Annotated in this window: 10 protein-coding genes; all 10 read right to left on the bottom strand. The window is 62.6% G+C overall.

All coding sequences use genetic code 11. The annotated features are described in order from the left end of the window. Position 1: 1 nt before the first annotated feature. On the bottom strand, positions 2–628 hold the full coding sequence (locus AAEU42_RS01180; protein ID WP_342231687.1) for a methyltransferase: 627 nt from the start codon (positions 626–628) through the stop codon (positions 2–4). Further along, a complete protein-coding gene (locus tag AAEU42_RS01175; protein WP_342231686.1) occupies positions 625–1,224 on the bottom strand; it encodes an NUDIX domain-containing protein in 600 nt (199 codons plus the stop codon). The genes AAEU42_RS01180 and AAEU42_RS01175 overlap by 4 nt, the downstream gene beginning before the upstream one ends. After that, positions 1,221–1,847 (bottom strand): CatA-like O-acetyltransferase, encoded by a 627-nt coding sequence (locus AAEU42_RS01170; protein WP_342231685.1) that lies wholly within the window; start codon positions 1,845–1,847, stop codon positions 1,221–1,223. Before AAEU42_RS01170 ends, AAEU42_RS01175 begins: the two co-directional genes overlap by 4 nt. A gap of 13 nt (positions 1,848–1,860) precedes the next feature. Further along, positions 1,861–2,670 carry a hypothetical protein gene (locus AAEU42_RS01165; RefSeq protein WP_342231684.1) on the bottom strand — a complete coding sequence of 270 codons (810 nt, stop codon included), beginning with the start codon at positions 2,668–2,670 and terminating at the stop codon, positions 1,861–1,863. A 117-nt stretch (positions 2,671–2,787) separates the two neighbouring features. Continuing rightward, positions 2,788–4,071, bottom strand: a complete 1,284-nt coding sequence (locus tag AAEU42_RS01160; RefSeq protein ID WP_342231683.1) for a glycosyltransferase family 2 protein — start codon at positions 4,069–4,071, stop codon at positions 2,788–2,790. Between the two features lie 273 nt (positions 4,072–4,344). Continuing rightward, positions 4,345–5,019 carry a CHAP domain-containing protein gene (locus tag AAEU42_RS01155; RefSeq protein WP_342231682.1) on the bottom strand — a complete coding sequence of 225 codons (675 nt, stop codon included), beginning with the start codon at positions 5,017–5,019 and terminating at the stop codon, positions 4,345–4,347. 12 nt (positions 5,020–5,031) lie between these two features. Next, positions 5,032–5,517, bottom strand: coding sequence for a hypothetical protein (locus AAEU42_RS01150; RefSeq protein WP_342231681.1), 486 nt, complete (start codon positions 5,515–5,517; stop codon positions 5,032–5,034). A 149-nt stretch (positions 5,518–5,666) separates the two neighbouring features. Further along, positions 5,667–6,125 carry a phage holin family protein gene (locus AAEU42_RS01145; RefSeq protein WP_342231680.1) on the bottom strand — a complete coding sequence of 153 codons (459 nt, stop codon included), beginning with the start codon at positions 6,123–6,125 and terminating at the stop codon, positions 5,667–5,669. 76 nt (positions 6,126–6,201) lie between these two features. Beyond that, positions 6,202–13,377 (bottom strand): sbcc family protein, encoded by a 7,176-nt coding sequence (locus tag AAEU42_RS01140; protein ID WP_342231679.1) that lies wholly within the window; start codon positions 13,375–13,377, stop codon positions 6,202–6,204. 449 nt (positions 13,378–13,826) lie between these two features. Next, positions 13,827–15,242, bottom strand: coding sequence for a hypothetical protein (locus tag AAEU42_RS01135; protein ID WP_342231678.1), 1,416 nt, complete (start codon positions 15,240–15,242; stop codon positions 13,827–13,829). Positions 15,243–15,251 lie beyond the last annotated feature (9 nt).

Below are 15,251 nucleotides of genomic sequence, written 5' to 3'. Positions count from 1 at the left end.
TTCAAACCAGATCGGGCAGCAGGGCCAATCCCGGCCTGCCCCCCTTCACCCCCTCGGCCAATACGGCGTAGGGGGCCTTGTCCGGTGCGTGGCGGCAGAATCGGAGCCGTTTGGGCTCCAGCCCCGCCCCCCGCAGCGCGGCGAGCAGGTCCGCCAGCCGCTCGGGCCGGTGGACCAGGTCAAAGCGGCCCCTGTGCCGCAGGGCCCCGGCGGCCGCCCGGCAGAGCTGGGGCAGGGTGCAGCCCTCCATCCGCCCGGGGCCGCCCTCTGCCCCGGAACCGGAGGGATGCCAGGGCGGGTTGGAGAGCACCAAATCCTGCCCCGCCGGCAGCTCCGTCTCCCGCAGGTCCCCGGTGAGGATCTCTCCCGTCAGGCCGTTTTCCGAAAGGTTTTGCCGGGCCAGGGCGGCGGCTTCGGCGTCCAGCTCCACCCCCGTCAGGGTAAGCCCCGGCGCCCGGCGGGCGCACAGCAGGAGCAGCAACCCCGCACCGCAGCCCAGGTCCAGGACCTTTTCCCCCTCCCTCAGGGCGCAGAACTCCCCCAGGGCCAGACTGTCCGCCCCCAGGGGAAAGCAACCCTCCGTCCAGTGGTAGACATAGGGCCCCAGCCGTTCCTCCCCGCCCCTCACAGCGCCGCCACCAAAGCCTGGACCACCCGGGCGGTGAGGCCCCAGATAGGGCGGCCCTCCCACATCCACAGCGGCACCTCAAACCGGCCCTCCCGCCAGGGATATCCCTGGGGAAAGCCGATCTTCTCATAGGGGAAATCCGCCGGCGGCACGGTCTGGAGCCGGCAGGTGTAGCGCTCCGGCGGCGTCCGCCGGAAAAAGTCCAGGGGGACGGTAAAGGTCTCCTTCACCTCGGCCCCGCTGGGCCGCATGGCCTCCCGCCAGCCGGGGGCCAGCCGGACCAAAAAGGGATCCGTGAAAAAGCCCGCCTGGTGCCCCTGGCGGCCCAGGGGGCGGCCCAGCTCCACCAGGGGGACGGACAGGCCCAGCTCCTCCTCCAGTTCCCGCAGGGCGGCCTCCTGGGGGGTCTCCCCCAACTCCACCCCGCCGCCGGGGAAGCAGACCTCCCCCGGCTGGGTCTGGAGGGCGTCGGAGCGCACCTCAAAGAGGAGGGAGAGCTCTCCCTCCTCCACCACGGGCACCGCCAGGGCATAGCCCCCGCCCTTTTCGCCCCGGCCGGCCGCCGCCAGGCGGCTTGTCAGTTCCCCGTATGTCATAGCGCCTCCAAAAGATCGGTGAGGGCCTCAAACATCCGCCCGGCGTGGACCCCGTCCAGCAGGCGGTGGTTCAGCTCCAGGGACACCAGAAGGGTGTCCCGTCCGGCAGTGTCGGTGGTGTACCTCCCCCAGCTCACCCGGGGGACGGAGTCCCAGGGCACCAGGTCCCGCTCGTTGGTGAGGGCGGTGACGGGAAACCAGGGCAGGCAGGTGAAGTAGACCAGTTCATCCTCCGCCCAGGGGCCCTGGGTGATAAAGGCGTCCTGGGCCTCGCTGGCCGCCCTGGCCCGGCGGCAGAACTCCTCCATGTCGTCCCCCGCCTCCAGGGTGACGATATAGAAGTCCTCGCTCCCCGGCCTCAGGTCGGTAAAGCTGGGCACCAAGGCGTCGTGGCGGACGATCTTCCCATCCCGGTCCTTGTAGTGGAAGGCCTCCACCCGCTCCATGGCCTTGGTCACGGCGTAGACCATGGCCCGGTAGAAGGAGACGCCCCGCTCCCTCGTCCAGCGGCGGAGCCTGGTCACGTCCACGGGAAAGGTGACGGTCCAGAAGGGCCAGGACATCCCTTTGAAGAATCCGTAGCGGTCCCGGCGGGGCCAGTTGTCCAACCCGATCTCAGTCATGTCCCTCTCCCCCTCACAGCAGGATCAGCCCATATTTTCGGGCCATCTCCTCCAAAAAGTCCCCCTCCAGGTCCCCGGTGCCGTCCCAGAAGGCCCGTCCCTGATAATACCGCAGTGCTTTTTCCAGCAGCTCCGGCACGTCGGACCACAGGCACAGCGCGTCCCGGATGGCGTATTGGGCCTCCAAAAAGGCCCACAGGTCGTCCTCGTCCAGAATGGCGATCTTCAGCGCCCCCTGGGGCCGCTGCTCCTCGCTCTCCAGGATCTCCTCCACCAGCCCCGGCCCGCACCGCAGGGTCTCCCCCACGTCCACGTCGGGGGTGAGGAACCGGGCCTCCGTGCCGCTGGCGCAGGGGATCACGTCCGGGTCGGCCAGTGCCCGGCCCAGCTCCCAATCCACCGTGGGCCGGGGCAGGTCCCCGGGCCACAGCAGGGGCACGGTGGCGTAGGGGGCCAGCCGGGCCATCTGCCCGGCCAGGGCCTCCGGATCGTCCCCCTCCAGGCCGAAGGCGGCGCATCCCATGCCCTCCATGACGATGAGGGCGGCCAACACGTCGGCACCCGCGGCGGTGCGCCCCTCCCGGTCGCACCGGAAGGTGCACCACACCGGCCTCCCGGCCGCCAGCAGGGCGCACCGGCCGTCGGCCAGGCTCTCCAGCCCGCCGCACCACACCGGCCCGTCCGTCCCGGCCAGGGCGGTCGAACAGTGGGACACCGCCTCCTCGAACCGCTCCGGGTCCGGGGGGCCGCCAAATTTCATGGAGCCAAACCGCCGCTTCGGGCTGGGCCCGGCTCCGGCGGTCAGCGGCAGGGGAACTTCCATCCATATCCCTCCAAGTTTTTTGATCGTCAGTAGTATATCACGAAAAAGCCCGAAAACGCAACCGGCCCCAAAGGAAAAGCCCGGTGGTCAAAAACCACCGGGCTTGAGGTGTGTCCGCTACACCGCCGTGTCGATCTGGGCCATGGATTTGTGGGTGATGGGCTTCCACTCCACCTTCTGGAAAAGAGCGGCCACGGAGATGGGTATGTAGGTCAGCATGAACAGGGGGAACAGGGCGAGATACTTCAGCTTCTGCCACCCGGTGGCCCGGATGTGCCGCCACTCGCTGAGCACCGTGAGCAGGCCATAGAAAAACATGCCCAGGTAGAAGTTGAGGAAGCCGCTGGCCAGGAAATTCCCCGTCAGGTCCAGCACCCGGTTGACCACATAGGCGGGGGCCGACAGGCAGACCAGCAGCACCATAAGGTTCAGCGCGCCGCCCAGCACGGACAGCAGCACCCCGGGGGTCACCGTGAGCAGGATGTCGTAGCACCCCAGCCCCCGCCGGCCGCCCCTGAAGATGCCCCGGATGAGGGACAACCCGTACCGGCCGTCCACCTGGTAGAAGCCCTTGGACCACCGCATCCGCTGGTCCCAGGACTGGCGGAAGGAGGTGGGCTGCTCGTCGTAGATCATGGCCCCGTCGCAGTAGCCGATCCGGCGGCCCTCCACGGCGCACTCGGCGGAGAACTGGATGTCCTCGGTGAGCAGGTGGTAGGGCCAGCCCCCCTTTTCCCGGATGATCCGGGCGGAGATCAAAAACCCGGTGCCGGACACGGCGCAGTTGGTGCCCAGGGTCATCCGGGCGGAGTTGACGAAGCGGGCCTCCCGCAGGAACCAGATGGAATACCCCGCGGTGATCCAGTTCTGGCCGAAGTTCTTGGAGTTTCGGTAGCTGGTCACGGCGTCGAAGTTCCCCCGGTCGAAGGTGCGGTTCATCTCGGAGACGAAGTTGGGATCCACGATGTTGTCGGCGTCAAAGATAAAGTAGCCCTCGTACCGCCCGGCCAGGCCGTCGGCCTCCAGCTGCTTGAGCAGGTAGTCCAGGGCGTAGCCCTTGCCCACCTCCGTGTGGTTGAAGCGGCGGTATACATTGGCCCCCGCCGCCTGGGCGGCCCCGGCGGTATCGTCGGTGCAGTTGTCGGCCACCACGTAGATATCCAGCAGCTCCGCCGGGTAATTCTGCCGCTTCAGGCTGCCGATGAGCTCTCCGATGACCCCCTCCTCGTTCCGGGCCGAAATGAGGACGGCATACCGGTGGAGGGCCTTGGGCTGGTACTTATCCCGCCAGCGCCGCCGGAACAGTCCCACGACCAGATACCCCACCTGGTAGAGATAGAGCAGGGTGATGGTCACTCCGATCACAAGATTGAAGTCCTGCACAAAGTGAATGAGCCGCATCCCGGTCCCCTCCCGTCATTCTTGATTTTTCCTATTGCTGCCTTTATCTTAGCATGTCATTTCCGGTTTACAAGGGGCGGGAAGGAGATTTAAGGGAACGTTAAGAAACTCTTTACCTTTTGTACAATAATTATTATATACAGCAATGTAATTTACGCTTTTTAATACATATCAAAACTTTTTTGCAATCGTCATATTGTACAATAATCAGCCGTTAGTAACAAAGCTGTCCCCCATCCTTGGACCTTCCGAAGGACGGGGGACAGCTTTAGTTTATCTAACGGCGGGCTTGTCCAGCAGGCCCAGCCGGTCCATCCACACCAGGGCTTGGAGGTTGGCTTCCCACACCCCCACCGCCCCGTGTTCGTCCATTTTGATAAGGCCGTTGTTGATGGCCTTCGTGGCCGCCTCCCGGGCCCACTCCGGCATCTCGGCCACATACCGATACAGCTTCATACCTTCCTCCTCTTCCGTATAAGCGGGCCGTGCCGCCCCGCCCACGTATCTGAGCGCCCGCCTGCGGCGCATCACCGCCCCGCCGTTGGCCTCGTTGGTGGTCCCGGTGTTCCCGTCGATGGTGGTGACGTACCCAGGCTCCACGCTCTCACAGATACCAATGTGGTTCATCACGGCGGGATTGCCGTCGAAATTGAAAAACACCAAGTCGCCGGGGCGGATCTCTGCCTTCTCAACCGCCTGCCCCTGACGCCGGTACCAGTTATACAGTGTGGTACAGGAGGCGGTCTTGCCTCCCCCATAGAACAGCTCCGGCGCACCCGCTTCCCGGAAGAGCCACCAGATGAAGGCACAGCACCAGGGGTAGGCACCCCCGCTCACCTCCCGGCCATAGTAGGCCGTGTTGTACTTCACCCGGTTACTCCCCGCCGGGGCCTCTTTTACCCCCAGCTGGCTCCGGGCCAGCTCCAGGATCTTGTTGATATCGGTCATGTCTGTACCTCCTCAGTTTGCATACAGCTTGACCCCCCACACCTGGATTCTGCCTGATGCCGTCATGTCGGCGTAGGTGCCATGAAGATACAAACGGATTGTTTTATCTGTACCAACGAACGTAGATAGTGCGTCAATCGCCTTGAAGCTATCCCCTTCTGTTTTCATCGCCGGGAATCTTAAAGTGCCCGATGCACTCTCTGTCGCCCCAATTTTTGACGACGATGTGCCGCAGATATTACGTCCATAAGATGTAGAGTTCAAGGTCAAATAGCCGTAACTCGTTCCCGCCGCAGTAGCAGTGACCGAAATCCGGCCCTCAGCCACCACCAAAAGCAAATCGTACTTATTAATAGTGCCAGAAATTACGATATCTAGGTTATCGGCTGTACTGTCATTTCTCGCTATGCCCGAGAGGTTAAAGGTCCTGTCTACCAACAGGTCCGCTTGTGTGCCCGCTCCAGAGGGCGGGATCGAATACACAGGGATTTTAGCCACAGAGGGCCACCCCCTCCCCCCGGATCAGCCCTTGCGGGCCGAACAGAGTTACAGATTGATGGACAGCCCTCCGCCGCTCTTTTTGTGCAGAGTGACAAGTATAATTACTTGCACCCCCCCCCCGTACCATTTTCTGGTAATTGTGCACTTTACCCATTTTGGCCGTCCCCTTTCAAATCCCCGTCATTCTTATCCTTGAGCGCTTGAAGCATATTCTTGAAGTTCTGGGGATAGGGCACCCCCATAAGCCCCAGATTTTCCAGGATGCTCAACGCCTCGTTGGCGATGAAGAAGAAGCACACCGCCGGGCGCACGTAGGTCACACCCAGCGCCGAATCCAGCATCGCCGCCACAAACACCAGGCACAGCACCCCGCCCTTCCGGCACAGCCCTTTGAAGCCCGCACGGCTCTCCAGGGCCCCGCTTTCGCTCTTGTTGGACTTTTGGAAGACGGCGGCCACCACGAGGCCAGTTATGTAGTCCACGGACATACAGCCAATCAACACCTGGAGCGCCACGTCCCAGCCGCCCAAAGCCTGAGTGACCGCCCCAAAGACAAAGGACAGCGCCGCCAGCACTCCATTTTTCACGTTCGCAAGGTTTTCCATCTCATTCCCTCCAATTTAAATTGTCCTCCTGTTTCCACAAGCATACCAGGGGCAAAGTGGGATTGCGACGCCACTTTTATCCCCAGGGATTACTTTCCGACTTCCAGCCCTTATTTGTGCTCTGCCACAGCGCCGCCCGCTCCCGGCTCGTGAGGCCGGTCAAGAGCTTGATCGCCGCCTCTGCTTCGGCCTGACTGGTGCTGTCGTTGCCGTCCTCGCTGACGACCTCGCAGGCCAGCTTGTAAAGCAGGTATTCCTCCGGCGTGATCCCGGCCTTGTCCAGCTCCTCCAGCTTTTCGGTCAGGGCCTTCTCCCCGGTCACGTAGCCGTAAAGCCGGTCCTCCGCCCGCTCCCGCTGTTCCTCACTGGCCCGGCGGTATACCTGCGTCCCGCTTATGGCCCGCTCCACTTTGTCGTACTGCTCCTTCTGCTCCGGCGACAAATAGCGGCTCTCAAGATCTTGAACGCTCTCCACGCCCTGGTCATTCTTCATCCGTTTCTCCATAGCGCTCTTGATCTTCTCCTCCGGGAAACTGCCGCTCTGGACCATATCGGCGTAGATTTCCTCATAGGCCCCGGCGTCCCCCCGGTAGGCGGCGTAAAGCACGTTGTAATAATCTGCGGAGTGCTTTTCTGGGTCCTCTGTCAGCTTGAGGGCCTGATATTCCCCCAGATACTTCCCGCTGATCTTCACGCTGACCTGCCGGTAGACGGCATTAAACAGATTCATGATATTTTCGTAGGGGACCCCCACCGCCTTGCTGATGTCGTCCAGATACCCGTCCAGTTCCAGCCGGGCGGCGTTCCAGCCGATCTCCTCCCCGGCGGCGGCGTTCTTCACCAGCCGCCCCACCAGCTCGGACAGGCCGGAGAAGGACTGCAAGGTATCCGTGAGGGCCGTCACCGTCACCGCATCCATGCCGTAGTATGGGTCCCCAAACATCTGACTGCTCAGGAGTTCCCAGGCATCGGCCCCGAAGGGGACCTCGGCAAACAGCCCGCTCACCATGTCTTTCCCCATCGCCTTGAGGAGAGATTCGACGCTCATCTCCCCCTCCTCGTCCTCGTACTTGTCCTTCTTGCCCCGGAATAGGGCCCAGGCCATCGTCATGCCGGCAAATACGGCAAGCTGGGCAAGCTGGCTCGTCACCGCCCGGCCCAGGTTTTTCCGGGCCGTCTTCACCTGGGCCGGACTGCCGCTCCGGCGTTTCGCCGCATATTCCGCCGCCGCATCATACAGGATATTGAAGTTCTGAAAGGGCTGGGTCTTGAACATAGCGAGGTTCGCCATCAGGGAATCGTCGCTCCGCAGGAGTTGGGGACGTTGCATGGTGGTATAGTTGGGCTGGGTCTCCTCGATGACCCGGTTATACACCTCCGCCACTGCCCGGTAATAGGCGTCCGTCCCTCGGTTCAGCGTCTTGTCGTTGTACCGCACGTAGTATTCCGACGCCTTCCAGAGCTTCCGGGTGGTCAGCAGATCCACCCCCTGGACCCAGTTCAGCACCGCCGGGAGCTGTCGGTTCTGGCTCTTCATGTCGCCCAGCTCCTTGGTGGAAAAGCCCTGGCTTCTGTACCACTGGAGGGGGGTATACTTGGCGATGAGATCCAGGTCCACCGGGCCATTGTCCGCCATCGCCCGGACCAGTGGCGTCCAGCCCAGCACCGCCGCCGCCGTGGGGTAGCTGGCCGCCTGCTTCATCGCCACGGACAGATTCAGCGTCAGCACCGCTCCGGCGTAGTTGCTCCGCACCCGCCCCAGCGCCTTGGCCCAGTTGTTTTTCGGGGCCGTGCCGCCCTGGAGGTCGGCCATCATCTTCTCCACGTAGTTGAAGCCCGTTTCGCCCCACTTGCGCTTGATCGCTTTCTGGACACTGCTCTCGAAGGCGTTCCGGCTTCCGTCCTCGTTGAAGCTCCCAGTGGTCACGCCCCAGATCTTGTTGAAGTTGCGCACCGGGACCGCCATCCCCACGTACTTCCCGTGCTGGCGGATGCTCTGCTCCACCACGGCGTCCACGTCCCGCAGGAGAATGGGATTTGCGGCGTTCACCCGCTCCTTCAGAAAGCCCATCCCCTCGATGGAGCCGTCGAACTTGATGCTCTCAAAGTCGCTCTTGGTGAAGCTGGTGTCGGTCTGAATGGGAAAATAGTTCTCCACCTGGGCCAGGGAGTACCCCTTGAGCTTTTCGGACACCTGATTGATGGCCTCCCGGCTCATGCCGTTGTAATAGTCGTGGGCCCTCCGAGCAAAGGCCCGTTCCTGAGCCGTCATTCCCGCCGTGATGCTCCGCACCTGGGAGGGTGTCAGTTTGACGGTGGTCCCCCTGGCGTAGGCTTCCGCCAGATTCCCCTTCCGATAGAGCGCCATGTCGGGCACGGTGATCCCGCCGTCCCGGATGTGCCGGAGGTTTTGGTCGTTCAGGCTGTGGAGATAGAGGGCCGTCCGCATAGCTGGGGTGATCTCCACCGTGACAGGTCCGCCCTTCGCCATGCCGGTAATTTGGATGGTCTCGGCCTTGGCCCCGGAGAAGGTCTTGCGGAAGGGCTTGTCCTCCGCAAAACTTTGGAAGGGCTTTTCCGCCCGCATCTGGTAATCCAGCATCGCCCGCTGGCCGTCGGCCAAGGCGTTTGTCACACGGAGGAGGGGGTCTGCTTCCACATACCCCGTCAGACGCTTCATTTCCCGCACCGGGGAAAGGGTCTCGGTCACGATGAACTTGTCCATCACGCCGCCCTTGCTCCCCCGTGCGGCCTCCACGTCCGAAATGACCGCCTCGCCCATGTGGTAAATGTCCCGCCGGTCCTCCTCGTCAATCAGCCTGTCCTTGGTCCGCATCTCGTTCTCAATGTTCAGCAGGATTTCCGTCAGCTCGGCCACCTGGGCCGGGGACAGAGTGTCAACGGAGACTTTTTCCAGCCTGGCGATCTTGGCCTCCGTGGCCGGGTCCGAAATAAAGTCCGGGTCGGTGCGCTTCTGGGTCTCATACCACGCCTTCAAGTCAGACAGCTTCGTGATGGTCTGGCCCGTCATGCTCTTTGCCGTGGTGTCCAGCTCTCCGATGTATTGGTTCAGAAGCGCCCGGTTGGCCTCGGGCATCTTCTTGTTTTGCAGACGCTTGGCAATCTCCAGCAGACGGGACCTGGCCTTGGAATCCGCTCGTCTCTCCCGCTGTCCCTGCCGGATCTCGGCGTAGTGCTCCTTGATCCGGGTCACCCGCTCCTCTCCCCTGGACCGCTCCCGGCTGACCGCATCCTGTACCCGCTCCCGGCCCTGACGCCGGATCTCCTCGATGCGGGCGTTTTTCTCCTTCCGAAGCCGCTCCAGCTTCTTGTTGTCGTGGATCTTCTGTGCCGTGAGTTTTTGTTCCTGCCGGTCCGCAAAGGTGGGGGCCTGCTGGGGCAGTTCATAGAACCGCTCGATGAGGTCGGCTGCCAGGTATTCCACCGCTCCCTCCGCCTCCGGGCCTGTGAAGGCGCTCTCATATACCGGCTCCAGGCCGTCCAGCACGTCGGCAATCTGGAGAAGTTGGTCGGCGGGGTTGGCCTGCCGGGTCTCGTCGAAGAACTCCGGCCACTTGGCGGACAGCTCTTTGTAAACCGTGTCCACGGCCTGCCCATCGGCCACCGAGAGTTTAAGCCGCCCGGCGTTGTCCTTCTTGAACTGCTGATAGCCCCCCGCCATGTCCAAATCGGCCCACATGCTCCGGGGCACGTTGAGTTTCACTTCCCGCAGATACGAGCGCAGGCTGTTGTAATCGTCATAGAGGGGATTCCCCTGCCGCACCGCCTCCCGGAGCACGTCCGCCGCCACGTCCACGGCCTCCCGCCGCAGGCTTTCATATGTCAGCTCCGCCCCATGCCCGTCCACACCGGCGGCCATATGGTCGTACATGGCCTGAAGCCGCCCGGACAACGCCCCGCCGTCATACCCGGATGCGTACTCCGACAAAACGGCCTTTGCCGCACTCTGCACCGCCTTGGTGTCCGTCTTGGGGGCGGGGGTCCGCTTCATCTGGGCTCTGAGGTATTCGTTCAGCTCCCGAAGCCGGTCCGCCTCCGCCTCCGGGGTGGTGTCTTTCAGGGAAAACTTAGTGTTGCCTTCCTCCCCGGTTTGGGATATAATATCCTCAGCAGAGGAAGCTCGGGTGTCCATAGTGGGTTCGGTAAAACCGTCCGCCGCTATTGCCTGACGACTTCCTCTGATTTCTTTTATATCATAGAGATAGGATTTCCCGTCCGCATCATTTCGGACCACCAGCTGGGCAGAATATGGGGTATAGTGATTGATGGACCCATTCTGATTGAATACCGGGACAGCAAAGCGAGTGTCGTAGTAATACCACCCATTTTGAGCCCGCTTTCCATGCTTCCCGCCTGTGTCTGCTCCAAACTGCGGATTGTCCGCAATCAAGATCATGTCGCCAAGGACACCCGCCGCCTTAAACTTTGCTTTTTTCAGGCGGGAAAAAAGGGTTTCAGTATATTCAGAGCGGGTATACTCTCCGGGCAGGTCTTTCCCGATATATACCGCCTGAGCGTCGCTCAAGACCGTGGAAAACACCTCATCAGAAACCAACCCTTTGAGATACGCTTCCACCGCCTTTCGGTCACTGTCGAACTTCCCTTCCAAGACGGCAATGGCCCCATCCTCGTCGAATTTGATGCTGTATTTCGTCCCGCCGTCGGTCTCCTGACCGGCGGCGTTGTTTTGTTCGTTCAGCTCCGCCGCCTGCCGCTGGGCCTCCCGGAAGGCGTCTCTCCACAGCTTTTCCGCCCGCTCCAGGGTAGGCTCCGCCCGGCCCAGCTTTTCCTTGATGGTCTGAACCAAATTTTTCAGCGTATCAAAAAATTTACGGGCCACGGTTCGGTCGTCGTGGATCAGCTGTTTGACGCTCCCCTCATCGGTGAGCAGTTTCCCGGAAAAGCCTGCGGCGATCTCGTCCATGACCTCCTCGTTGGAAAGCTGGAGCCTCCCGTCGCTGGCTTCGTAGTAGCGGCTGAACATCTCCTGGACGGCGTTCTCCCCATAAAAGCGCAGAGCATAATCCCGGAAACTCTTATAAGCCTCCGGGGCAAGCTCCTGGATTCGGTGGGTCAGCTCGTGCCGAATTACAACCGTCACATCGGCGTCCGCCGCCAAATGGACCACTCCGTCCCGCAGGTAGCCGTCGGCGTCGCTCCGCCCCTGGGCCGTGCCCGCCGTGGCGTCGATGACGACCTTTGCCCCCAGGGCACGGGAGAGCTCGTGCAATTCCTGGGCCTGCCGGGCGGGAAGCTGGGCGCTGTACTCGTTCTGGATCAGCCCGGCTTCCTGGTTGTACACCGTCACCAGCCCCGCACCGCCCTTCCCCCGCTCCAAGCTCACCTTGGCGTCATTCTGTCCGGCGGTCCAGGCGGCGAACTTCTGGGCACTGGTAAGGTCGCCCGAGAACTCGGAGCGCACCTGTCCCATGGGCTTCCCGTCCATTCCGGCGTTGTAGTAGTGGAAGAAGCCGCCGGTATAACGGGTCACGTCCCCGTCTGGAAGCAGGGCCGCCTGATACGCCTTCTTGCCGCTCTCCCCCAGCGCCACCCCGCCGAGCACTTGGGAGCGGGTCACGGCGCTCTTCGCCGCAAGCCCCGCCGTGCCCTTCTCCGTGCTGGCCGTCCCCTCGCCCTGGGCGGGGGCCGTTGTGTCCGTGCCGGGCCTTGCAAAGGTCTCCACGGCCTCCTTGACGGCTTTCCGCCGCTGGCTCTGGCTCATGGTGTCCTCCAGCGCCAGACCGGCCTCCCTGGTCAAGGTCTCCACGGCGGCGGTATCGGTCAAGACACGCTCGGCCACGGTATTGCTCACCCTGCCGTCCTGGGCCAACTGCTCAACGGCGGAGCGCAGGGTTTCGTTGCTCCTCGCTTGCTCCATGCGCCCGCCCACGTAGCCGATGGCCTGGGCCCCTGTGCCGAACACGCCGCCGGAAATAGCCCCGCCCAGCCCGGCAAGACCCACGTTTACCACGCCGATTTGGTAGAAGGCCGCCTTCTTGGCCTCCTCTTCGCTCATCCCTTCGGCCATGAGCTGGCCGACCAGCTGTTCAAAGTCGGAGATGCCGGTTCCGTCATAGATGCAGTAGTTGACGGCGTTCTCGATGACCTCCGCCGACATTTCCCCCAGGGCCTCGGAGCCCATCTGTTTCACCAGCTCCACCACGAATTGCCGGAGGTTGGCGGGAGCCGTGCGGGCCAACCGGAAGATATTGTCGATGGGCAGTTTTTCCGTCACGTACTCCGTGGCCCCCACCAGCGTGGAGGAGAGGGCCGCCTGTCCCGGCGTGGCCCCGGCCTGAAGGTCGGAAAGGGTCTGTCCCCCGGCGGCGCTGGCCGACATGAGGATGAGGGCCGCCGGTTCCCCGAAGGGCATCTGGGCCAAGTTCTGGAGGATGGAAAGGCCCGTGTCGGCCAGGAACCCGGCGGCTTCTCCGCCCCCCTCTCCCAGGTGGGCCTCGCCCCACTCCACGGCGGCGGCGTGGACCCCGGCGGCGGTGTTCTGGACCCCGTGGGCCCCGCTGAACCACTGGGAGTTGGGATCGGTGGGCTCATATTCCCCGGTGACAAGGTTTTTCCCCGCCTGTCCCAGGTTTGCGGCGAAGGCGGCGGGCTGGAGATAAGAGTTGACGGCGTTACCCACGGCGGCGGCCCAGGGGTGCTCCTGGGCAAGGGCCTGTTCCTCTCCGGCCCGGACCCCCTTCTCCCTGGCGTTGGCCTCCCAGGATACGATCTCCAGGTAGTCCCAGGCCCGTTCATAATCCTGCCGCCCTATGTAGCTGAAAAAGGTGTCTCTCTCGTCCGGGGTCAAATAGGCGAGGCCGGGAGACTGGGAGAAGTCCCCATTCCGCAGGGCCAGTGCCGCCCTCTTGGCCTTCCCCTCCGCCGTGGGAAGAAGGGTCTCCCCGGTAAAATCGGCCCGCTCTCCCGCCTCCACGCTGGGCTGAAAGTTCTCCCGCCGGGCCATCGTCTCATAAAAATCCCGGTCCGCAAGCCGCCGGGCATGATAGCTCTTGTTCTCCATCGCCCCCCGGAGGTTGGTCTTTTTTCCAGCCTCTTCGGCCAGCTCGTCGGCCTCCTGGGTGAGGGACCGGGCGGCGGCGGATTCCCCGCCCATCTGCACGGCGGCCTCCCGCTTGTTCTGCGCTTCCAGCTTGAGCCGGTTGGTTCTCTGCCCAGAGGTCTCCACAATTCGGGCGGCTTTCCGCTCCGGCTTTTCGCTCTCTTTCCGCACGGTTTTCCCACCGTCAGGCACTTTCACTTTTTCCGCAGCAGGGGGCGTGTCCTCCCGCTGTGACCGCTGGAAGTCCCTGGCCGGGATTGTTTTCCCGAGAACCGGTGTCTTGGTCTTTCCCGTATCCGTCTCTCTGGTCGTGCGGCGCACATTCCAAGCCTCTCCAACGGCCTTTTGTGGGGCAGGCAAGGACGCCGCCGCTCCCGTCCCCCGGCTGGACCCCGACCGATGATTCAACGAGGTTGTTCCAAGCGCCGTCGCCCCCATATCGGCATCCGCCTTTCGGGCTTTCGCCAGCGCCCGGTCATACAGTGTCCTCCGTCCAGCCACCGACAAGTCAACAGCCCCGGAAGGAACGGCTGCGCCGCCGCCCTTTACGGCGCTGTCAAATTCCTGCGCCCTGCGCCGTGCCCTCTCCTGGATGCTTTCGATGCTCATTTATATCCTCCTCACAGCAGGCCGAACTTATCCAACAGCCACTTGTAATCATCCTCAGAAATACCGCCGCCCTGATATTCCCGGTTGATCTTCTCCAGCTGATCTTCCCTGGACGCATAGTATTTCTGCAAGTCGGTATAAAGCCCCTTGGCCACTGCGGATACCTTGCCGGGATCGTATTCGTAGTCGCCCTGATACTCTCCATAAAGCCCCGTGGAACTGGAAAATCCGTACTTTTTATAATTGTTGGCAATGAAGCTCTGCGGGTGTCCGCTGGCCCTTGCGGCGGCAAACAGGCCGTCGTAATCCGGCTCTCCCGAGGTCTTGGAAGTCCCGCCTTTTCCCTTGTTGTACAGGCCGGCCAATTCCGCCCCCTGGACCTTGGACAAATAGCCTGTGTTCACACCCTGCTCCTTCAATTTGGAAAAATCCCCATACTGGGCGTACCAATCGGCCAGCTCACGGGCGGCGGCATCCTCATCCATCTTCTTACTTTTGGCGTACTCATCCACAAGATTCTGGGTCTGCTCCGGCGTCAGATTCCACAAGGCGGCAAACCCGGAATAATCCCCGGCGGCGGCCAGCCAAGCCGCCCGGTCAGCATCCTTGTTATACTGTGCGTCCCCTCGGTTATCTGCGTATTCTTGGTTATAGCGTTGGTCGTTGACTTCATCACGCCCATGCTGGTAGGCCGTTTCGGAATTGTACCTCTCATCGGCCAACTGATCCCGGCCCGCCCCGTAGGCAAAGCTCCTGTCCGTGTTGAACTGCCCCAGCAGGTCGGCATACCGCCCATAATCGGTCCCATCCAGGCCCAGAAGCATCTCCAGGTTGGAGCGCAGGGTGTCCCCCTCGCTCTGGTACATCTCATAGGCAAGCTGTCGGAGCTCCGGCACCTTGTCGGCCAGCTTCCCCATATAGTAGTCGTTGGCCTGTCCAGCGGCGGAGGCGGCGTAGGAGGAGGCAAGCCCCCCGGTTCGGGCGGCCACCTCCCCAAGGGTGTCCTGCATCGCCCTCTGGCCCTCTCTGGTGTAGGTCTTCTTGTACTGCTGATAGGTGGGGTCATTCTCCGGGTCGTAGTCGAAAGCCTCCCGCCCCAAGATCCGCTTGGTGAGGGCGTCGATCTGATCCTGGTACCTGCTCACAAAGGAGGGGGCGGACTGATAGGAGAACCCCGACCCGCCGCCGGAGGACCCGCCGCCGGAACCCTTGGAGTAGTAACCCGTTTTCCCCTTGATGTACTCGATGTCCTCATCGGCGTGTTCAGCGGCGTAGCCATATTTGTTTCGGGCCTGGTTGGCGGAATCGTTGGCCTCACGCATCCCGGACACGTCCCCAGCCTCCCGGGCCTCCTGGTACTTGCTCCCGTAGTCGGAGAGGATCTTATCCAGCTCTTCGTCGCCGCCCTCGTATTTCGTATATGCCACCTCGTCGCA

The organism is Pseudoflavonifractor phocaeensis, from assembly GCF_038439875.1.
In the GTDB taxonomy this organism is placed as follows: Bacteria; Bacillota; Clostridia; order Oscillospirales; family Oscillospiraceae; genus Vermiculatibacterium.
Note: the sequence above shows the minus strand (reverse complement) of the source record. Positions and strands in the feature narration are given on the sequence as shown.

Coding starts and splice junctions, on each gene's coding strand:
- AAEU42_RS01175 (WP_342231686.1), bottom strand. CDS start 1,224: ATGACATACGGGGAACTGACAAGCCGCCTGGCGGCGGCCGGCCGGGGC.
- AAEU42_RS01170 (WP_342231685.1), bottom strand. CDS start 1,847: ATGACTGAGATCGGGTTGGACAACTGGCCCCGCCGGGACCGCTACGGA.
- AAEU42_RS01165 (WP_342231684.1), bottom strand. CDS start 2,670: ATGGAAGTTCCCCTGCCGCTGACCGCCGGAGCCGGGCCCAGCCCGAAG.
- AAEU42_RS01160 (WP_342231683.1), bottom strand. CDS start 4,071: ATGCGGCTCATTCACTTTGTGCAGGACTTCAATCTTGTGATCGGAGTG.
- AAEU42_RS01155 (WP_342231682.1), bottom strand. CDS start 5,019: ATGACCGATATCAACAAGATCCTGGAGCTGGCCCGGAGCCAGCTGGGG.
- AAEU42_RS01145 (WP_342231680.1), bottom strand. CDS start 6,125: ATGGAAAACCTTGCGAACGTGAAAAATGGAGTGCTGGCGGCGCTGTCC.